This is a genomic window from Marinimicrobium sp. C6131, from assembly GCF_026153455.1.
Taxonomy (GTDB): domain Bacteria; phylum Pseudomonadota; class Gammaproteobacteria; order Pseudomonadales; family Cellvibrionaceae; genus Marinimicrobium.
Genome location: NZ_CP110629.1, coordinates 4,136,623 through 4,157,921 on the forward strand (window position 1 = coordinate 4,136,623; position 21,299 = coordinate 4,157,921).

At 60.1% G+C, this 21,299-nt stretch carries 15 protein-coding genes; 10 read left to right on the forward strand and 5 right to left on the reverse strand.

Annotation, left to right across the window (positions count from 1 at the left end):
• Window positions 1–64: 64 nt before the first annotated feature.
• The 4 genes from urtA to atzF form a co-directional block, all read right to left on the reverse strand.
• Window positions 65–1,372, reverse strand: a complete 1,308-nt coding sequence (gene urtA, locus OOT55_RS17455; RefSeq protein ID WP_265367097.1) for an urea ABC transporter substrate-binding protein — start codon at window positions 1,370–1,372, stop codon at window positions 65–67.
• A gap of 98 nt (window positions 1,373–1,470) precedes the next feature.
• A complete protein-coding gene (locus tag OOT55_RS17460) occupies window positions 1,471–2,172 on the reverse strand; it encodes a GntR family transcriptional regulator (RefSeq protein WP_265367098.1) in 702 nt (233 codons plus the stop codon).
• A 218-nt stretch (window positions 2,173–2,390) separates the two neighbouring features.
• Window positions 2,391–6,029: an urea carboxylase gene (uca, locus tag OOT55_RS17465; RefSeq protein ID WP_265367099.1), complete on the reverse strand. Its 3,639-nt coding sequence runs from the start codon at window positions 6,027–6,029 to the stop codon at window positions 2,391–2,393.
• Window positions 6,030–6,103: 74 nt separating this feature from the next.
• The gene (gene atzF, locus OOT55_RS17470) at window positions 6,104–7,879 is read right to left on the reverse strand and encodes an allophanate hydrolase (protein WP_265367100.1); all 1,776 of its coding nucleotides are present in this window, start codon (window positions 7,877–7,879) and stop codon (window positions 6,104–6,106) included.
• A gap of 320 nt (window positions 7,880–8,199) precedes the next feature.
• On the opposite strand from atzF, the gene OOT55_RS17475 reads away from it, so the two are divergent.
• The 10 genes from OOT55_RS17475 to glpK all read left to right on the forward strand — a co-directional run bounded on the left by OOT55_RS17475 (window position 8,200) and on the right by glpK (window position 20,778).
• Window positions 8,200–9,564, forward strand: a complete 1,365-nt coding sequence (locus OOT55_RS17475) for a deoxyguanosinetriphosphate triphosphohydrolase (protein ID WP_265367101.1) — start codon at window positions 8,200–8,202, stop codon at window positions 9,562–9,564.
• The gene (locus OOT55_RS17480) at window positions 9,565–10,488 is read left to right on the forward strand and encodes a hypothetical protein (RefSeq protein WP_265367102.1); all 924 of its coding nucleotides are present in this window, start codon (window positions 9,565–9,567) and stop codon (window positions 10,486–10,488) included.
• A 7-nt stretch (window positions 10,489–10,495) separates the two neighbouring features.
• On the forward strand, window positions 10,496–12,328 hold the full coding sequence (locus OOT55_RS17485) for an SLC13 family permease (protein ID WP_265367103.1): 1,833 nt from the start codon (window positions 10,496–10,498) through the stop codon (window positions 12,326–12,328).
• Window positions 12,329–12,423: 95 nt separating this feature from the next.
• Complete coding sequence (locus OOT55_RS17490; protein ID WP_265367104.1) at window positions 12,424–13,263, forward strand: CLCA_X family protein; 840 nt, start codon at window positions 12,424–12,426, stop codon at window positions 13,261–13,263.
• A 38-nt stretch (window positions 13,264–13,301) separates the two neighbouring features.
• Window positions 13,302–14,573 (forward strand): 4-aminobutyrate--2-oxoglutarate transaminase, encoded by a 1,272-nt coding sequence (gabT, locus tag OOT55_RS17495; RefSeq protein WP_265367105.1) that lies wholly within the window; start codon window positions 13,302–13,304, stop codon window positions 14,571–14,573.
• A gap of 290 nt (window positions 14,574–14,863) precedes the next feature.
• Entirely contained in the window at window positions 14,864–16,087 is a 1,224-nt protein-coding gene (locus OOT55_RS17500; RefSeq protein ID WP_265367106.1) for an efflux RND transporter periplasmic adaptor subunit, read from the forward strand.
• A gap of 24 nt (window positions 16,088–16,111) precedes the next feature.
• The gene (locus OOT55_RS17505) at window positions 16,112–16,849 is read left to right on the forward strand and encodes an ABC transporter ATP-binding protein (RefSeq protein ID WP_265367107.1); all 738 of its coding nucleotides are present in this window, start codon (window positions 16,112–16,114) and stop codon (window positions 16,847–16,849) included.
• 16 nt (window positions 16,850–16,865) lie between these two features.
• A complete protein-coding gene (locus tag OOT55_RS17510) occupies window positions 16,866–18,023 on the forward strand; it encodes an ABC transporter permease (RefSeq protein ID WP_265367108.1) in 1,158 nt (385 codons plus the stop codon).
• A 2-nt stretch (window positions 18,024–18,025) separates the two neighbouring features.
• Window positions 18,026–19,213 carry an ABC transporter permease gene (locus tag OOT55_RS17515; RefSeq protein ID WP_265367109.1) on the forward strand — a complete coding sequence of 396 codons (1,188 nt, stop codon included), beginning with the start codon at window positions 18,026–18,028 and terminating at the stop codon, window positions 19,211–19,213.
• A gap of 83 nt (window positions 19,214–19,296) precedes the next feature.
• Window positions 19,297–20,778: a glycerol kinase GlpK gene (gene glpK, locus OOT55_RS17520; protein ID WP_265367110.1), complete on the forward strand. Its 1,482-nt coding sequence runs from the start codon at window positions 19,297–19,299 to the stop codon at window positions 20,776–20,778.
• Window positions 20,779–20,784: 6 nt separating this feature from the next.
• Here glpK and OOT55_RS17525 read toward each other — a convergent pair whose 3' ends face one another.
• Window positions 20,785–21,246: a hypothetical protein gene (locus OOT55_RS17525; protein WP_265367111.1), complete on the reverse strand. Its 462-nt coding sequence runs from the start codon at window positions 21,244–21,246 to the stop codon at window positions 20,785–20,787.
• Between the last annotated feature and the right edge of the window lie 53 nt (window positions 21,247–21,299).

Below are 21,299 nucleotides of genomic sequence, written 5' to 3' on the forward strand. Positions count from 1 at the left end.
GTTGCTCTTCTTGCCAGAATCGATTCACTGCCCGGGCGACTACCCGGGCAGTGAGTGGAGTACTTTAGTGAGCAGCTTCTGCGCCAAGGCATTTTTCTGCTTTGGTGTCGTAGTTGCCGCAGTTGATCGGATCGGTCCAGTCACCGATGAGGTCCTTGCTGCCTTCCAGGAAGTCAGACCAGGCGTCACCCGGAACCAGATCATCGGTTTTGGAGATGGTCAGGAACTGTCCGTTGTCCTGGATTTCACCGATCAATACCGGCTTGGTGATGTGATGATTCTTCAACATCTCGCTGGTGCCACCGGTCAGGTTGGGCACCTTGATGCCGACCATGGCGTCGATCACTTTATCGGGATCGGTAGTGCCCGCTTTTTCAACCGCTTTGACCCACATGTTGAAGCCGATGTAGTGAGCTTCCATCGGGTCATTGCTGACTCGGTCGGTATCTTCGGTGAAGGCGTGCCACTTCTTGATAAAGGCTTCGTTCTCGGGAGAGTCTTCGCTCATGAAGTAGTTCCAGGCGGCCAGGTGGCCCACCAGCGGCTTGGTGTCGATACCGGACAGCTCCTCTTCGCCGACGGAGAAGGCGACCACCGGGATGTCCTCAGAGGAGACGCCCTGGTTCCCCAGTTCGCGATAGAAGGGCACGTTGGCGTCACCGTTGATGGTGGATACCACGGCGGTCTCTTTACCCTGGCTGCCGAAACGCTTGATGTCGGACACGATGTTCTGCCAGTCGGAATGACCGAAGGGCGTGTAGTTGATCATGATGTCTTCATCTTTCACGCCGTTGGCCTTGAGGTAGGCTTCCAGAATCTTGTTGGTGGTGCGCGGGTACACATAGTCGGTACCGGCCAGTACCCAGCGCTTGATGCCCATTTCATTCATCAGAAAGTCCACGGCGGGAATGGCCTGCTGGTTGGGCGCCGCTCCGGTATAAAAGACGTTGCGCGAGGATTCTTCGCCTTCGTACTGAACCGGATAGAACAGGATGCCATTCAGCTCTTCGATGACCGGAAGAACGGATTTGCGCGAGACGGATGTCCAGCATCCGAAAATCGCATCGACGCCTTCCTGTTCAATCAGCTCGCGGGTTTTCTCCGCGAACAGTGGCCAGTCCGAGGCGGGGTCGGTCACGACCGGTTCGAGCTTTTTGCCAAGCAGACCGCCCTTTTTATTCTGCTCTTCAATGAGCATCAGCATGGTGTCTTTCAGTGTGGTTTCCGAAATGGCCATGGTGCCGGACAGAGAGTGCAGAACCCCCACCTTGATGGTGTCGTCTTCCTGGGCGTGTGTCGTCAGACCCGTGAGGGCCATGCTGCAGGCGACCGCCAGGGTGCCAATCGGTTTGAGTAGTTGAGCTAGCTTCATGAGTCATTCTCCATTGATGTCGGTTTTACGGTGTAATGCTGGGTAAACATCCTGTTGTGCGTACAGTGGCGTACATTCTCCTGAAATCGGGTAGTCTGTCAGGGGCTGGGGACTTTCGGTAGCTGATGTCCCTGACGGGCTTCGTGCAACATGTGCAAGGTAATTTTTCTGACTTCGGCCTGGCTTTCTTCAATGTGGTTTTTCAGCAGCCGTTGGGCTTCGTCTGCGCGGCGCTTGATGATGGTGCGCAGGATCTTCGCGTGTTCCTGGTAAGTTGCCTCAATGCGCGGTCGCTGCGTGAAATCGATACGCCGGATGATCCGCAACCGTTCGGTAATATTGTGATGGACCCGGGCCATCTCCTCGTTACCGCAGGCTTCCACCAGATGCACATGAAAGCGCTCATCCATCAGGCTCACGGTCGGACCGTCGTCCAGTCGTTCGCCGACCGGAACCAGCCAGAAGTCCTTGAGTGCGTCGAGGTCCGGTTTGGCCTCCATTTCGCAGAGCTTCCTGACCGCTGCCTGCTCCAGCACGATGCGCAACTCGTACAGCTGATCAAACTTTTCAAAATCGAAGGGCTTGACCTGCCAGCCCGCCCGGAACATCACGTCGACAAAACCTTCCCGCTGCAGGAGCGTCAACGCTTCACGCACAGGTGTGCGACTGGCGGACATGCGTTGTGCGATTTCGCTTTCGGTGAACCGGTCCCCGGGCAGCAACAGGAAATCGAAAATTTCCTGCTTCAATGCGCTGTAGACCCGCTCTGTCAAACTGGGACGATCCGATTTCTGATTCACTACTGTCCGCCTTGAATATGATCATGTATGCAAGATGGTATTCAGCAGGAACTGTGCCAAACTCGAAATTTGGCGGTGAAATCCGATAAGTGACTGAGAAAACAACAGGTTTTATTGAAAGCGAAAAAAAGGAGCGCTCATAGGCGCTCCCGGGCGTGCACTCAAATGAAGCGTGCAATACGTCATCTGCCTCATATTTGCCCCGAGGCAGGCGTTGATTATTCTTCGAGTACCATCAGGATGTCGCCCGCATTCACCGGTTTCCCGGGGGCGCAATGCACGGCACTGACGGTGGCTTTCCGGTCGGCGTAGATGGAGAATTCCATTTTCATCGCCTCCACAATCAGCAATGGTTGGTCCGGCTCCACCGATTGTCCCGGCTCTACCAGCAATTTCCATATGTTGCCGCTGATGTCGGCGGTCACGGCATGACCGTCCACATCGTTCGGGTCAATGGCGGGGCCGGCCTGCAGAGCGGCTTCCACCTGTTTTTCCTCACCGGCCTGCCAGAGCGCGACCTCCTCCGTAAACGCGACCTGCTGTTTTTGTTGAAACGCAGCGATGCTTTCAGCGTTCTCTTCCAGAAAACGTTCATGCTCGGCGATATCGAACCAGGTGTCCTCTATGTCGATGCTCAGGCGACCCTCACGAAACGCTTCGCGCTGCTCGGTGAGTTCGGCTTCGGTGACCGGGTAGTAGCGCACCTGATCGAAAAAGCGCAGCAACCAGGGCTCACCATTGATAAATACCGGGCTTTTCAGAAACTTGTTCCAGATTGGGAGTGTCCGGCCCACGAGCTGATAGCCGCCGGGGGAATCCATGCCGTAGATGCACATATAAACGCCGCCGATACCGACTGTACCTTCAGCGGTATAGGTGCGCGCGGGGTTGTACTTGGAGGTCAGCAGTCGATGACGGGGGTCGATGGGCACGGCGCAGGGCGCGCTCAGGTAAACGTCTCCCAGCCCCAGTACGAGGTAGCTGGCATTGAACAGTACCTCGCGTACCTGATCGATGGACTCCAGCCCGTTGATCCGGCGCATGAACTCGGTATTGCTCGGCAGCCAGGGGGCGGTATCGCGCACCGATTGACGGTACTTGGCCACCGCTTCGAGTGTCGCCGAATCTTCGAACGCCATCGGCAGGTGAATGATGCGACTGGGCACACGCATCTGGTCTACGGGCGGCAGTGTCTCTTCGATGGACAGCAGCTGCGCCACCAGTTCACGCTGATGCAGAACCCGGCTGTCATAGTTCACCTGTAACGAGCGAACACCGGGTGACAGTTCAATAATGCCGTCAATGGGTTTTTCCTTGAGAGCTTCCATCATGGCGTGTACCCGCAACCGGAAACGCAGGTCCATGACCAGCGGGCCGTACTCCATCAGAATGTATTTGTCGCCTGCCTGGCGGTAAACCACTTCGGGCCGCCCCTCGGCGGCCGGCAGGGCGGCAAGAATGCAGGGAGAGAGTGAATGATCCGGTTCAGGAATCGTGAAATCACCCAACGGTTCAGGCCCGGACAGATCGGCGATCGCCTTATCCTGTGCCTTTTCCATGGCCAGCGCTTCATCAAAGCTCAGCTGTTTGAAGCGCAGTTTATCGCCGGGCTTGACCTGGCCGACTTTCCACAGCTCCGCCTTGGCAATGGTCACCGGGCAGACAAAGCCGCCCAGGCTGGGGCCATCTTTGGTCAGAATTACCGGCATATCCCCGGTGAAGTTGATCGAGCCGACGGCGTACTCAGTATCGTGAATATTGGACGGGTGCAAGCCCGCTTCCCCACCGTCACTGCGGGTCCAGCTCGGCTTGGGGCCATTGAGCCGGATGCCCAGGCGGTTGGAGTTGTAGTGCACCTCCCAGGCGGTATTGAAGAACATCTCAATGGATTCTTCCTTGAAAAAGTCCGGGGCACCGTGGGGGCCATAAAGCACGCCGATATGCCATTCCCGTGGGCCCTCGTCGGATTCCTCTGCGTACTCGGGAATCAGTGCGGTGGGGCAGGGTTGGGGTGAATGGGTGGGCGCCGCCGTGGTGCAGGCAGGCAGCGCCGGGTCGCTTACTCGTAACATATCCGTTGCGCGCAGAACGCGCCCGGCGTGGCCGCCAAACTGACCCAATGCGAAGGTCGAGCGACTGCCCAGGTATTCGGGCACATCAAAGCCGTTGCGCACCGCGAGGTAAGTCCGGCAGCCGTTGACGGCCTTGCCGACCTCCAGTACTTGCCCGGCTTTCACTCCGACCGGCTGCCAGAATTCAATGGCTTCGCCGTCGAGCGTTGCCGGGGAGCGGCCACCGGTCAGGGCGATGACGGTATCGGTATGAAAGCGCAGGCTGGGGCCGACAATCGTAAACTCCAATCCGGCGCTGTGCTCGTGGTTACCCACAATGCGATTGGCCAGGCGGAACGCGTAGTCATCCATCGGTCCGGAAGGGGGCACGCCGATGCCCCAGTAACCGACCCGACCGGGGTAATCCTGAATGCTGGTGTAGGTGCCCGGCTGCATGACCTCCACCACCGGCGGCTGGTACTCAAAGCTGGCCAGTTTGTTGGTGGCCACATCGCCGGAGGCAAAGAAGTCCGAGGCCACAATCTGGCGCAGATAATCCAGGTTGGTGGCGATGCCGGCCATGCGGGTTTCGTTCAGCGCGGCCACCATATTGGCGATGGCCTCGGCCCGGTCTTTACCGGTGACGATGATCTTGGCGATCATCGGGTCATAGTGGGGCGACACATCGGTGCCGGTGGCCACCCAGGTGTCAACCCGGGCGTTTTCGGGAAAGTGGACATCGGTGAGCGTACCGGGGGAAGGTTGAAAGTCCCGGACGGCATCTTCGGCGTAGACGCGCACTTCAATGGCCGCGCCTTTGGGCTCGATCGTCTGATTCAGGTCCGGCGCTTCCCCCGCCGCGGTCCGGACCATCCACTCGACCAGATCCACACCGGTGCAGGCTTCGGTGATCGGGTGCTCCACCTGCAGGCGGGTATTCACTTCCAGAAAGTAGAAATCATCCCGCACCGGGTCGTAGATGTATTCCACGGTGCCGGCCGAGCGGTAATTCACCGCCTCGCCCAAGCTCACCGACGCGGCCATCAGTTTTTCCCGGGTGGCGGCGGGCAGCTTGGGGGCGGGGGTTTCTTCCACCACCTTCTGGTTGCGACGCTGTAGTGAGCAGTCCCGCTCTCCAAGTGCGAGCACACTGCCTTTTCCGTCGCCAAAAATCTGCACTTCCACATGACGGGCATTGTCGACAAAACGCTCCAGGAAAACGCCGCTGTCGCTGAAGAAGTTCTGGCCCAGGCGTTTCACGCTTTCGAACGCCTCAATGAGTGCGGCCTCATTATCGCAACGGGTCAGACCGATACCACCGCCACCGGCGGTGCTTTTGAGCATGACCGGATAACCGATGCGTTCGGCGGCGGTTTTCGCGTCGTCCAGCGAGTCGAGCAGACCTGTACCGGGAGTCAGTGGCACGCCGGCTTTCTCGGCAATTTCCCGGGAGGTGTGTTTCAGACCGAACTCGCGAATCTGCTGGGGCGTGGGGCCGCAGAAAGCGATACCGGCGGCTTCACACTGTTCGCAGAAGTCTGCGTTTTCGGACAGGAAGCCGTAGCCCGGAATGATGGCCTGGGCTCCGGTTTCTTGGGCGGCCGCCAGAATTTTATCCACCTTGAGATAACTGTCGGCGGCGCTCTCACCGCCCAGGGCAATGGCGACATCGGCCGCATCCACGTGGGCACTGTTGCGGTCGGCGTCGGAGTAGACGGCGACGGATTTGATGCCCATGGTTTTCAGGGTGCGGGCGATGCGAACCGCGATTTCCCCGCGGTTGGCGATCAGGACGGTGTGAAACATGTGTGTTCTCCGTGTATCAACGTATGGGTTCGGGCCGGATAGGGCGTTGGTCGAGTGGCGCGTTCAGTGTGGCCTCAATCTCCGGACTCAATGAAAGTGCGCCAGCCCCCCAGTTCGGTAATGTCCTGGGCGCCCTTCACGGCGGTGCCTTCGCAGATGAATCCCTTGACCTCGCGTCCGTCTTTGAGCGTCAGGGTTCCGATGCCCAGGGGCGCGGGTACCAGGGCGACAAAGCTGCCGAACTGGTCGACCGGGATATCCCACAGCTCAACGATGATGCTCGCCCCGTCGTCGGTTCGGATCAGGCCCGGTTTGGGCGGCGTGGTGTCGGGCAGTGCGTACAGTCGATAGGTGGGTGCGGTATGGGTGCGCTCTACCAACCGGGCGTGGCGCTCGGTGAGCTGATGGTTTAGCGGCATACCGCTCAGATGCGCACCGACGACGGCCAGGCGGACGTGATCCCGGGGCGCTTTTGAAGGCACGGTGGGAGCCGGGGATTGCAGGTCGGTTGCACCCCGCTTCCAGGGCGCAACGGCTTCCCAGTGACGACCAAAATCCGTGAGGGCCCGGTCCTGCCAGGCGGGGGCAATCAGTGTGATCCCGAAGGGTAGACCGTCGGCGCGAATACCGGCGGGCAGGGCCAGGGCACTGCAGTCGGCCAGATTCACAAAATTGGTCCAGGTGCCCAACTGACTGTTGACACCGACCGGGTCGGCCTCGACCTGGGCGATGGTGGGCAGGCGCGGTGCCGTGGGCACCAGTAGTGCGTCGACCTCGGCCATGGCGGTCTGAATAGCGCGCGCGAGATCGGCTCGTGCGTACTCCGCCCGATAGGCATCGGTGGCGGAAAAGTTCTGTGCCTGTTCAATGATGCCGCGCACGACCGGGTTTATTGCCTCGGCGTGCTCCGCCATGAATTCTGCGATAGCCGCGTGGCGCTCGGCGACCCAGGGGCCGCCGTAGAGCAGTTGCGCCAGCGTCTGCATGGGGGTGAAGTCCATGGGCACGAGTTCAACGCCTTGTGCCCGCAACGTTTTCAGGCTGGCTTCCCAGGCATGTTGCGCCTCGGAATCGCCAAACCAGTTGTGTCGCTCCGGCACCCCGAATCGGGGTAGGCTTGACCAGTAGCGGGCCGGGTGCGGTGGCTGGCGGGAATAACCATCGTCGGGGTCGAAACCTTCCAGTACCGAGGCCACGGTATCGGCATCGTCCACCGTCAACGCAAACACCGACACGCAGTCGAGGCTTTTACAGGCGGGCACCACGCCCTGAATACTGAACCGGCCCTTGGTGGGTTTCAGCCCGACAATGTTGTTGAAGCCGGCGGGCACGCGCCCCGAGCCAGCGGTGTCGGTGCCGAGACTGAAGGGCACCAGGCCGCGCGCGACGGCTACCGCCGAGCCCGAGCTGGAACCGCCGGACACATAGTCGGGATTGAAACTGTTGGGCACGGTCCCGTAGGGCGAACGGGTGCCCACCAGTCCGGTGGCGAACTGGTCCAGGTTGGTTTTGGCCAGAACAATCGCGCCCGCCGCTTTGAGCCGGGCCACAGTGGTGGCGTCCCGCTCGGCGGTGTACGAATAGGCGGGGCAGGCCGCCGTGGTGGGTAAGCCGGCCACGTCGATATTGTCCTTGACCACAAACGGTACCCCGAACAGGGGCTGCTCTTTGGGGGAGGTCAGGGTATCGATCTGGGCATTCAGCTCGGCTTGCGAAACAATATGAATCCAGGCGGGGTCATCGGCCGACAGCGTATCGCGCAACGCGCCAAGGGTGGTTTTGGGGTTCAGTTGCTCTTCGCCATAGGCATGCTGCCATTCGCTCAACGTCCAGCCGGTGGGTAACGTCATCGGGGTTCCTCGTCGTTAATCGCCAATCTTGTATGCAAGATGGTATTCAGCAGAAACTGTGCCAGCGTTCGCTCACCGCTCCGGCTGAGCGGTAAACCGCTTTAAAATCAGTTGCTTATTGGCTGCCTGGTGGCGCCGGGGCAGGAGGCTGTGCGGTGGCGGAATGGCCTTGGGTGCGCTCTGGTTGGGCAGCAGCGCCGATAGTTGGGCGATGCTGGTGCATCGCCCGGGGCTTCGGCCACGGATTGTTTGGTTTGTGCCGCCCCGGACACATGGGGTACATTGCGAAGGAATCGGGCCAAGGGTACAGAGGACCTGCTATGGCGATGAATTGGGAACAACTGTTGTGTGCCGAGCGGCTCGGGCAGCGCCCCGCCAAAAGCGAGGAAGGGCGCTCACCCTTTTATTCGGATCACGACAAAATCATATTCTCCGGTGCGTTCCGTCGGCTGGCCCGCAAAACCCAGGTGCACCCGCTGGCGGCCAACGATCATGTGCACAATCGCCTGACTCACAGTCTGGAAGTGGCCTGTGTCGGGCGTACGCTGGGCATGCGCGTGGGCAATGCGCTGCAGGCCCGGGGTGAATTGCCGGAGCCGCTGGTACCCACCGACATCGGCGATATCGTCCAGTCGAGTTGTCTCGCCCACGACATCGGTAACCCGCCGTTCGGGCACACCGGTGAAGAGGCCATTCGCAACTGGTTTCAAAAAGAAGGGCGCATTTACCTCGAGGGGTTGACCGAGGCCGAGCGCGACGATGTCCGTCTGTTTGAAGGCAATGCCCAGAGCCTGAGAGTGCTGACCACGCTGGAGTACTATCAATACGAAGAAGGCATGCGCCTGACCTATGCCACGTTGGGGGCTTCCATCAAATACCCCTGGACGGCGACACCCAGCGTCCAGAATCAACGCCCTAAAAATAATAAATACGGCATTTTCCAGACCGAGCTGGACTACTTTCACGAAATCGCCCAACGCACCGGTCTGCTCCCTCTCGGTGAGCACTGGTATTGCCGACACCCCTTGGTGTACCTGATGGAAGCGGCCGACGATTTTTGCTACGGCATTCTGGACCTCGAAGACGGTCTGGAAATGGGCATTCTCAGTTGGCCGGAAATTTATGAAATTCTGCGCCGTGTGATTCCCCCGGTACAGATTCCCGAGCTGGAGCGCAATCTCAATAAAGTGGATGATGGGCGTAAACCGGCCATCCTGCGGGGCAAGGTGATTGAGGCATTGATTGACTCCGGCACCGATGCGTTCATGGCGCATCGGACGGATTTTCTGGCCGGCAAAGTACAGGGCGATCTGATTTCGCTGTGCGATGATAATGTCCGTACCGCCGTGCAGGCCGCCAAGGATCTGGCCAAGCAGCGCATTTTCAACCACGCTAAACGAGTGGAACTGGAAATCGGTGCCTACAACACGATCGGCACCTTGTTGAGTACCCTGTGCGGTGCCGTTGACGCCCTGTTGGGTGACCCGAAACAGGTCACCTACAAGGACAACCGGGTGCTGGCTCTGATGGGCGACAACAATTTCCATCCATCGGTGTTTGCCGGGGAAGGCCGCCATAAGTATCAGGCCCTGATGGCCGTGATCGACTACATCAGCGGTATGACCGACAACTACGCCACCAACCTGGCCAAACAATTCAACGGCATGGGCGAGGTCCGCTACTGAATGCAGCGCTTGAAGGAGCATCGCGACTGGCTATTGATTCCCGTACTGGTCGCCAGCCCGCTGTTTTTTATCGGCGGTCCGGACTGGCTGTCCGCACCGGTCATTCGGGAGGCCTGGGAACAGGGACACTGGGTATTCTTTGCCTGCCTGCTGTTCTGGTGGCAGGGGCGCTGGCCGCTGCGGGAGCCCCGGCAGTGGTTGGTACTGACGCTGGTGGTACTGGTGTTCAGTGCCCTGATTGAGGGCTTGCAGACCCTGGTAGACCGGCAGGCGAGTTGGCAGGACATCGTCCTGAATCTGATCGGAACCTGGATCGGATTGTTCTGGGGTCAGCGAGCGACACGCTGGGTCTGGTCCGGTCGGACGGTCGCGACGCTGCTGGCGCTCTGGCAGTTGCAGTCGGTCGTGGTGCTGGGGTTGGCCGAGTATCGGCAGTACCGTCAGTTTCCGGTACTCAGCGATTTCGAATCCCGCTGGGATGTGCCCTTCTGGGAAGGCGACGTACAGCGTGTCCGCCAGCCCGTGGCTCAGGGTGAGTACAGTCTGGCGGTGCGGCTGATCAGCACGGATCAGAACCCCTATGCCGGTGCACATCTGACCCGTCTGGTGGACGATTGGCGTGGTTACCAGGCATTGAGTCTGTCCATTTTCAATCCGGACGATGACACACTGCGGATGACTCTGCGGATCAACGACGCCACTCACGACCGTCATGAAGGACTGTTTTCGGACCGGTACAACGGACGACTGAACGTCGCTCCGGGCTGGAATCACTACCGCATTCCGTTAGAAGACATTGCCCAGGCGCCGGAGACCCGCACCATGAACCTGGCCCGGATGATCCGCCTGCTGATCTTCACTTCGGGGGTGACCGAGCCGCGCTGGATCTATCTCGATAACCTTCGTCTGGAGCCCATGGAGTAGCGTCTCAATGACCCTTGATCAAACGCTGATTCTCTCCATTCTTGCCGCCAGTATTGGCCTGTTCCTCTGGGGGCGCTGGCGTCACGATATGGTGGCATTGGCCGCTTTGCTGGCCTGCGTTTTTACGGGGCTGATTCCCGGCCAGGAGGCGTTTGCGGGTTTTGGTCACGGAGCGGTGATCACGGTGGCCTGTGTGTTGATCCTGAGTCGTGGGCTGCAGTCGACCGGCGCCATCGATGTGCTCGCCCAGAAGCTTCTGCCCAAAGAGGCTGGACTGGCGGTCGGAATCGCGTTATTGACGGCGCTGGGCGCATTTTTGTCCGCCTTTATGAACAATGTGGGCGCCCTCGCCCTGTTGATGCCCGTGGCCATTCAGCTTGCCCGTAAGCAGGAAACCCCGCCCGGGATGGTGCTGATGCCGCTGGCGTTCGGTACCATTCTCGGCGGTATGACCACCCTGATCGGTACGCCCCCCAACCTGATTGTGTCCGGCTTTCGCGCCGACCTCAGTGGCGAGCCGTTCCGCATGTTCGATTACAGCCCGGTCGGTGCTCTGGTGGCGCTGACCGGTGTCGTTTTCATCACGCTCATTGGCTGGCGGCTGGTGCCCCGGCGTGAGCCGGCGGGGGCGGAGAGTTTTGATACCGGCCACTACCTCACTGAAGTGCGGGTAACCGAGAAGAACAAGGTGGTCGGCAAACCGCTGCGGGAGGCGGAAGACCTGCTTGACAAGGATGAAGCACAAATCGTCGGGCTGGTGCGCAATGACCTGCGTGTCCAGGCGCCCAATCCGGCTCGTGTGCTGCGGGCGGGGGACATCCTGGTGCTTGAGGCGGAACCGGAGGCCCTCTCGGCGGTGCTCTCCAGCCTTGGCTTGGCGCTGGAGGAAGATGTGGACACGGGGTCGGAAGACGATGCCGGCGACGCCGTTTCAAAAGATGAAAAACAGGACAAGGAAAATGACAAGGACTCGGGGGACGATAGCGGCAGCGCCTTGCAGGAGTGGGCGGCTCTGCCAGGCTCAACGCTGCTTGGACGCAGCGCCAGCGATATCCGTCTGCGCAGCCGATTCGGCATCAATCTGCTGGCCGTGTCCCGTCAGGGTAAGCGCTCGGTCAAGCGTCTGCGCTCCATTCGGGTACGGGCCGGGGATGTGTTGTTACTGCAGGGGTCGAGCGATGCCATCAGCGCTTTTGGCAAGGAGTTTGGCTGCATTCCGCTCGCGGAGCGCTCCATTGGCGTGCCGGACAAAGGCAAGGCCGCCCTGGGGGTGAGCATCATGGGGCTGGCCATCCTGGCCGCGGCCATCGGCTGGGTTCCGGCCGCAGTGGCGTTTGCCGCCGGGGTGCTCGGTTTTATGGTCAGTGGCGTGCTGCCGTTACGCTCAGTGTACGAAGCCATTGACTGGCCGGTGATCGTGCTGTTGGCCGCCATGATTCCCGTCGCGGGGGTGATGGCCTCGACTGGCGCGGCGGACCTGCTCGCCAAGCTGCTGCTGGAAAATGTCGCCGGCGGGAGTGCCGTCGCGGCCGTAGTCCTCCTGATGGTGATTACCATGACGCTGTCAGACTTCATGAACAATGCGGCGACGGCGGCCGTCATGTGCCAGATCGCGATCAGCAGCGCCGGCGTGCTCAGCGTGAATCCCGACACCCTGCTGATGGCGGTGGCCATCGGTGCCTCCTGCTCCTTTCTGACGCCCATCGGACACCAGAACAATACCCTGATTCTTGGCCCCGGAGGCTTCCGCTTTGGGGACTATTGGCGGCTGGGGCTACCCATGGAAGTTATCGTGGTGCTGGTCGGGACACCGCTACTGCTCTGGGTGTGGCCCCTGTAGGCATCGTCTCCGGTGGCAGTCAATCCGCCGCCGGGGTGGCGTTCACGGGCCGAAATGGCCATACTGGCTGCCTGTTTCGCAGTAATACAAGGTTTATGGCATCTCCTCACGGGCGTGACGCTCAACCCCCGGCCGGTTCTGGCCTCATTCATCGCCGCTTCCATCGCCGAGGTCCGTCGCAGGAGGCCGGGAGCGAACGCCCCGCCGCACCCTCCTTTCTGGATATTCGCCGCCGGTTCGCCTTCCGCGCCATCAGTATTGGCCGCTGGGTCACCGAGCCCGAAAAGCAGCGCGCCGCCGGGCTGTTCTACGATGCTCTGTGTGATTTGATGGCTATACTGAAAGGACCGGAAGCATTGATTTCGCTGCGCGGTTCGCTGGCTCTGCAGTATGGCCAGGGCGGGCAGCGGGGGGTGGCCGCACATTACGAACCCGCCACCCACACCTTTGCTCTGGCCAAGAACGCCGGGCCGGGCAGCATCGCCCATGAGTGGTTTCACGCCTTTGATCATTATATTTGCGACAAGGCCTTCGCCCCGACGCCGGGTGCGAGCTTCGGATCAAAGGCCTGGCTGGCCAATGCCGCCGCGCTGAGGCATCCGCTGAACGAGCGGTTGCGTATCTGCTACCAGACGGTACTGTTGAATGAAACCGGCACCGCTCCCAGCGAGCTGTTCGAGCGGTCGGCCGATCAGGATAAGCGGCTCGGAACCGTGTATTACGCCCTCCCGGAAGAGCTCTGTGCACGCGCGTTCGAGGCGTTTGTGCAGGACGCGCCGATCAAGAACAGCTTTCTGGTCATGGGCACACTGAAAACCGACGAAGCCCGTTTGGGGCTCTACCCGCAAGGCGCGCAGCGCGAGCGCATCAATGCGGCCTTTCGAGACTATTTCACCCATCTTGGGCAGGCGCTGTACCGGTCTGCCGAAGTCTGATATCGAGTGCCTCTCGGGGTGCCAAAGGAGATTGAATTGTGAGTAACCAAACTCTGAATGAACTGAAAGAACGCTATGTCGCCGCCGGCGCGGCCAGCCCCAATCAACAGTTTGCCGACCACGCACTGAACGCTGAAGTGTGGGATGCCGATGGCAAACGGATGATCGACTTTGCCGGTGGTATCGGGGTGCTGAACATCGGGCACCGCCACCCGAAAGTGGTGGAGGCCGTAAAAACGCAGCTCGATAAACTGATGCACACCTGCCAGACCGTGATGCCGTATGAAGGCTACGTCAAGGTGGCCCAGAAACTGAGCGAAAACACCCCCGTGCGTGGGCATGCCAAGGTGATGCTGGCCAACTCCGGGGCGGAGGCGCTGGAGAATGCGGTCAAAATTGCCCGCGCCGCCACCGGTCGAACCAACGTGATCTGTTTTGATGGCGGTTACCATGGCCGCACCTTCATGACCATGGCCATGAATGGCAAGGTCAATCCCTATCAGGGCGACTTCGGCCCCATGCCGGGTATGGTATTTCGGGCGCCGTTCCCCGTGCCCTATCACGGCATGAGTGAAGAGCAGGCGTTGCGGGGCCTGGAAATGACCCTGAAAACCGACTCCAGCCCCCAGAATACGGCCGCCATTTTCATTGAGCCGGTGCTGGGTGAAGGTGGGTTTTACGCCGCGCCGCCGAGTTTTCTGAAAGCGATCCGCAAAATCTGTGATGAGCACGGCATTCTGATGGTTGTGGACGAAGTACAGAGCGGTTTTGGTCGCACGGGCAAACTGTTTGCCATTGAGCACAGTGGGGTCGAGCCGGACATGATGACCATGGCCAAGAGTATGGCCGATGGCATGCCGATCTCCGCCGTGGTGGGCACCGATACCATCATGGACAGCTCCGGTCCCAACTCGCTGGGTGGCACCTACACCGGCAGTCCCACTGCCTGCGCCGCCGTACTCGCGGTGTTCGAAGTGTTCGAACAGGAAGACATTCTGGGTAAGAGCCAGCGCCTGGGTGACACGCTCGCCACCCGCTTTGCCCAGTGGGAGCAGAAATTCCCGAACGTGGACAATGGCCGCAACCTGGGCGCCATGGCCGCTTTCGAGCTGGTGGACAGCAAGGAAAGTCGTAAGCCTCGTCCTGACCTGGCGGCCGAGTTGCTGAAAAAAGCCAAGGAAAACGGTCTGATCCTGCTCAGTTGTGGCATGCACGGCAACGCGATCCGTTTCCTCATGCCGGTCACCATCGAAGATGAAGTGCTGGAAGAGGGATTGGCGATTGTCGAGGCCTGCCTCGCCGAGCTCTGAGATCGGCTTGTCCTCTTCAGTGTTGTCTGCCCCGCCCAAATGATGGGCGGGGCCCGCCACCGCCCGGTGGCTCGTCTCCTCTCCCTGTAAAAACAAGTACTTACCGACGGCTACATTTTCGTACATTTCCCCCGTTGTGCCTTTCGGACCAGAGTGCGACACTATCGTCCAATGCGCTCACGCGCGTCGTGGATGTCATGGCGCATAAAGCATACTGATAACAACAAGCACTTCTGCCAAAAATTGCTGACCCGGATTCTTGGCCCGAACACCTGGGAAGGTACATGAAGATGAGTGACAAGAGTGAGCTGCTCTCCCAACTTCGTATTGATCGTGATGACGGCGCTGATTCACACCCAACCAAATGGCCTTGGGTGATTGCTGGCGCCATACTCCTGGCAATGCTTGCCGGAACCCTTTGGGCGATTGCCCGACCCGACCCCGTCAAGGTTGAAACCCGCATGGCACGGGTTGCGCCGCAGGGCAACGCGGTCAGCAGCGTTCTTGATGCGACCGGGTATGTGACCGCCCGCCGTTATGCCACCGTCTCTTCCAAAGTCACTGCCAAAGTACTCGAAGTGCTGGTGGAGGAGGGGATGCGTGTAGAAGAAGGGCAAGTGGTCGCTCGCCTGGATGACAGTAACGCCCGCAAGGGGCTGGCGGTTGAGCAGGCCAACCTTACTCTGGCTGAGGCGCAGCTCGAAGAAACCCGCGCCCGCCTGACGGAAGCCAGGTTGGCTCAACAACGGGTCGAGGAGCTGTTTCGACGTGAACTGGTGAGTGAGTCGGAACTGGATCGTGCCAACAGTAACTACCAATCATTGAAAGCTCAGCTTGCCGCCCGCGAGGCGGGTGTCCTCAGCGCCCAGCGTCTTGTGGAGTTGCAGGAGCAGAACCTCGAAGACCTGACATTGCGCGCTCCCTTCACCGGTGTGGTGGTGTCCAAAGATGCCCAGCCGGGAGAAATGATCTCCCCGGTGTCGGCTGGCGGCGGCTTCACCCGTACCGGCATCTGCAGTCTGGTGGATATGCATTCACTGGAAATTGAAGTGGATGTCAACGAATCCTATATCCAGCGCGTCACCGCCGGGCAGCCGGTACAGGCTACGCTGGAAGCCTACCCCGACTGGAACATTCCCGCCCGGGTCATTGCCGTTGTGCCTACCGCGGATCGGCAGAAGGCGACGGTCAGAGTTCGGGTCGGCTTTGAGCAAACCGATGCGCGCATTCTTCCGGATATGGGGGTGCGCGTTGCCTTTCTGGAATCGGAAAGTCGTGAGCCGTCCGACGTTCCAGAGCGGACGATTCTTGTACCGTCCAGCGCCGTTATTGAACAGGGCGGCGAATCGGTCCTCTTTGTGGTTCGGGAGGGCGTCGCTTACCGACGGGTGGTCAGCACCCGATCCCGCCCGGGCGGCGAGGTGGTGGTCCGGTCCGGGCTCGAGCCCGGTGAGCAGTATGTTGTAGGTCCGCCCGAAGGGCTGGCGGATGGCGTGGCCGTAAAAACCCAATAATCATTCCTGAATCAGGAGGCCGTTATGTCTCAAGCAAACGAAGCGGTGGCGGAACCCCACCATACTGACGCCGTAGCCGGTGCTGATCCCCTGGTGCGTTGTAAGGATCTGGGGAAAAGTTATCGCAAGGGCAAGGAGTCGGTGCCGGTCTTGTCGAAACTGAACCTGACCATTCCACGGGGCGATTTTCTGGCTCTGATGGGACCGTCCGGTTCGGGTAAAACCACGCTGCTGAATTTACTGGGCGGGCTCGACTCGCCAACCAGCGGCACCCTGGAAATTGCCGGCGAGCGAATCGATCAGTTCAAGGCCAGTCAGTTGACCCGTTGGCGTGCGCGCCACGTCGGTTTCATTTTTCAGTTCTATAACCTGATGCCGGTACTGACCGCCGAGCGCAATGTTGAGCTGCCCCTGCTGTTGACCAAGTTGTCCGCTAAACAGCGCAAACACCATGTAGCCACAGCGCTGGAACTGGTCGGGCTGAAAGACCGCGCCAAGCACCGTCCCAGTGAATTGTCCGGCGGGCAGGAGCAACGTGTTGCCATCGCCCGGGCGATTGTGTCTGACCCGGACCTGCTGCTGTGCGACGAGCCCACCGGTGACCTGGACCGGACCACCGCCGACGAGATTCTCGGTCTGCTGCAATCGCTGAACCGGGAACAGGGGAAAACCATTGTCATGGTGACTCACGATCCCCTGGCCGCGGAGTACGCCAAGCGCACGGTGCATCTCGACAAGGGCACCCTGATTACAGGGAACTGATCACGGGGAACGGACCATGAAATACCTCTATTTCATCTGGAAGAACCTGGGCCGGAAAAAGCTGCGCACCAGCTTGACGGTGCTCTCCATTGTCGTGGCCTTCATTCTCTTCGGCGCTCTGGGCTCGCTCAGTGCGGCGTTCACCCAGGGCGCGGACATCGCCGGGGCGGACCGGCTGGTGACGATTCACAAGGTCTCCCTGATTCAGAGTCTGCCGTTCAGCTACGTGAATCGCGTGCGTGGTCTGGACGGTGTTGAAAAGGTCACTTACGCCAGCTGGTTTGGCGGCTATTACCAAGACCCCAAAAACCAGTTTGCCCAGTTCGCTGTCGAGGCGGACACCTACTTTGATATCTATTCGGATTTGCTGCAGCTGCCCGAGGAGCAGATGCAGGCCTGGCAGAACAATCGGATTGGCGCGGTCATCGGCAGTACTCTGGCCAAACGCTTTGGCTGGCAGGTCGGCGATCGGGTCCCGATCATTTCCATGTTTCCCCAGCAGGATGGTAATCGAACCTGGGAATTCGAAATTGAAGGCATCTTCACCGCCGAGACGTCCGGTGGCGACAGCAACAGCATGGTGTTTCATTACGAGTACTTTGATGAAGCGCGTCAGTGGGATAAAGGCACCGTTGGCTGGATGATGATTGAAGTGGAAGATCCAGCCCGAGCGGCCGAGGTGGCTCGGGCCGTGGATGCGCTGTTTGCCAACTCCCAGGCAGAGACCAAAACCAGCACGGAAAAGGCGTTTATGGAGTCGTTCATGAAGCAGTTTGGTGACATCGGTACCATCACGGGCCTGATTCTTGGCGCCGTGTTCTTCACCATGTTGCTGGTGACGGCCAATACCATGGCGCAGGCGGTGCGCGAACGTATCCCCGAAATGGCCATTCTGAAAACACTGGGCTTCTCGGATCGGTCGGTACTGGTAATGATCCTTGCCGAGGCGCTGTTGATGGCCATGATCGGCGGCCTTATCGGCCTGGTGATCGCCTGGTTGCTGGTTGGTGGCATTGCTGAAAAGATGGCGGCCTTTCTGCCGGGCTTTGCGATGCCCTCGGAGGTCTGGTTGAACGGGGTGATCGCCATCGTGATCCTGGGGCTACTGTCCGGCGCTGTACCGGCCATACAGGGCATGCGCCTGAATATTGTGGCGGCACTGGGGAGGCGTTGAATATGAAAAATCTGACACAGATTGTGACCGTCAGCGCCATGAATCTGCGCAACCTGCCCAAGCGTCTGGGCGCATCGTCCGTGGCCATTTTTGGAGTGGCCTGTGTGGTGGGGGTGTTTATTGGCGTGCTCTCCATGGCCTCGGGATTTCAGCGCACCATGATTTCGGCGGGGGCAGCGGATACCGCCATATTGTTGCGCTCCGGTGCCACTTCGGAAATGAGCAGCGGCTTGAGTTACGAGGAAACCCAATTGGTAGCGCAGCTTCCCCAGGTGCGCCGTCAGGGCGGAGAACCACTGACCTCGGCCGAGCTGTACGTGATTGTCGATATACCCAAACGCAGCACCAACACCGATGCCAATGTGCCGCTGCGGGGCGTACAGGAGGATGCTTTGCAGGTACGTGAAGGTGTTGAAATCATTGAAGGCCGCATGTTTGAGCCCGGTCGCAACGAACTGCTCGTGGGGCGGGGTGCCCAGCAGCAGTTCGCCGGATTGAGTGTCGGCAACACCCTGCGTTTCGGGCAGATGGAGTGGACCGTCGTCGGAGTGTTTGCGGACAAAGGCGGTCTGTCGGAGTCGGAACTCTGGACCGATGTTAGGGTATTGCAGTCCGCCTACCGACGCGGCAATTCTTTTCAGAGCCTGAGGGTCAAACTCGCGTCGGAACAGGCACTGGAGGCACTGAAAGCCGAGGTGGCGAGCAACCCGCAACTGGATCTGGATGTTCATCGGGAAACCGACTATCTGGCGGATCAGGCCGAACCACTGAGCCTGTTTATCAAAGGCGTCGGCTACCCCTTGGCGATCCTGATGGCGCTGGGCGCCGTCTTCGGGGCGATCAACACCATGTACGCCTCGGTGTCGGCCCGCACTCGCGAAATCGCCACCCTGCGAGCCATCGGTTTTGGCGCCTTCCCGGTGGCGGTTTCCACCTTGCTGGAATCCTTGATATTGGCATTGGTGGGTGGGGTGATTGGGGCACTGGTGGTGTATCTTCTGTTCAATGGTTACACCGTGTCCACCATCAACGGTGCCAGCTTCAGCCAGGTGGTGTTCGACTTTGCGGTAACCGGGGATCTGTTGGTTCAGGGAATCATCGCAGCGGTACTCATTGGCCTGGTCGGTGGGTTTTTCCCGGCGCTCAGAGCGGCGCGCTTACCGGTGGCAACCGCCCTGCGGGAAACCTGATGGACCGCGGCACGGTGCTTGGCGTTAGGCTTAAATGCTATGCTTAACGAAGTGTAACGCCAAGCACGGACCCGGGAGCGACTATGTCAGATCTGATCCTCGCCATCGACCAGGGCACCACCAGCAGCCGGGCCATTGTGTTCGCCCCGGATGGGCGAATGGTCGCCAGGGCCCAGGAGGAGTTTTCCCAGCACTTTCCCGATGACGGCTGGGTGGAGCACAACCCGGAAGAAATCTGGCAGGTGACCACCCAGGTGTGCCGGGACGCGCTTGGCCAGCTTGGTCAAGGCCAGCGTGTAGCGGGCATCGGCATCACCAACCAGCGGGAAACCACCGTGGTGTGGGATAAAACCACGGGCACGCCTACTTACCCGGCTATTGTCTGGCAAGACCGACGCACCGCTGATCACTGTCGCAGGCTCACCGGTGACGGCCTTGAAGACGACACCCGGGCGCGCACGGGCCTATTGCTTGACCCCTACTTCTCGGCCACCAAAATCGCCTGGATTCTGGACAACGTGGAGGACGCCCGCGCCAAGGCGGAGCGGGGTGATCTTCTGTTTGGCACCATGGATACCTGGCTGATCTGGAAGTTTACCGGCGGCAAAGTCCACGCCACCGATGCCACCAACGCCTCCCGCACTATGCTCTACAACATCAATGATCAGTGCTGGGACCCGGTGCTACTGGAGCGATTTGGTATTCCCGATGCCATGCTGCCGGAGGTGCGAGACTGCTCCGCGGACTACGGCACGGTTGTCGAGGGGCTGGACGGTGTGGAGTTGCCCATTGCCGGCGTTGCCGGGGATCAACAGGCGGCGGTGATCGGCCAAGCCTGTTTCGAGCCGGGCATGATCAAGAGCACCTACGGTACCGGTTGCTTTGCCCTGATGAATATTGGCGAGCAACCGCGTCTTTCCCAGCACCGGTTACTGACCACCATCGCCTACCGGTTTGAGGGTAAGCCGGTGTACGCCCTGGAAGGGGCCATATTCGTCGCTGGTGCCGCCGTTCAGTGGCTGCGGGACAAGCTGGGCATTATCAAAAGCGCGGAGGAAACCGAAGCCCTGGCGGAAAGCCTGAGTTCCAACAAGGGCGTGTACCTGGTGCCGGCCTTTACCGGGCTGGGGGCCCCTCATTGGGAGCCGGATGCCCGTGCGCTGATTTGCGGCCTCACCCGCGATAGCGGACGGGCCGAGCTGGCCAGGGCGGCACTGGAAGCCGTGTGTTATCAGACCCGCGACCTGTTCAAAGCCATGGAAGACGATGCCGGCGAACGCCCGGAAACCCTGCGGGTGGACGGTGGTATGGTGGCCAACAACTGGCTGCTGCAGGCGCTGGCGGATATTGTCAATGTGCCGGTCGAGCGTCCGGACATCATCGAAACCACTGCTCTTGGTGCGGCCCGGCTGGCGGGTTTGCAACTCGGGCTGTTCACGGACCTGAATGACCTGGCTCAGCACTGGAAGCTCGACCGACGTTGCGAGCCGCAACTGGGGGATCACGAGCGCGATGCGATGCTGAAAGGTTGGGAGGTCGCCATCGACCGCGCGCGGAACGGGTGAGTCAGCTTACGACGTGCGAAGCGCTGCCACCTGCTTGCGGGTGTCCACCGGAAGGCGAACGATGGTCGCCCGCAGCCACAAAAAGCTCGGGAACTGGAAGTACCCCAGCAGGTACTGGCCGGACTGCTTCAGCCCTTTCTGAGCCTGAAGCAGGCGCTCTTTCTGCTCTTTCGCCTCACCCTTGTTCCGCAGCCGGATGATTTTCACGGCCTGGGCCACAAAGCGGTGTTTCTGCTGTCGGGCCCACTCGCTACGTACCACAAGCTCATCCGCTTCATTGATCAGGTCCAGATGCAGTTTGAGTTTGCCGGTCATCTTGTCCAGCGGCTTGAAGTCGTCGGTTTCCAGGTAGCGCTGCACACTGGCAATCGCGTTACACACATTCCGGGAATCCCGGCTTCGGTACAGGCTGGCGGTCACCACCACACCCAGAAAGGCGCCAATCAAAAATGCGAATAGTGTTCCCATGGTCGAGACCCTCGCTGGTCAAATACATCGCGGTCAATGACCTTCAAGTGTGC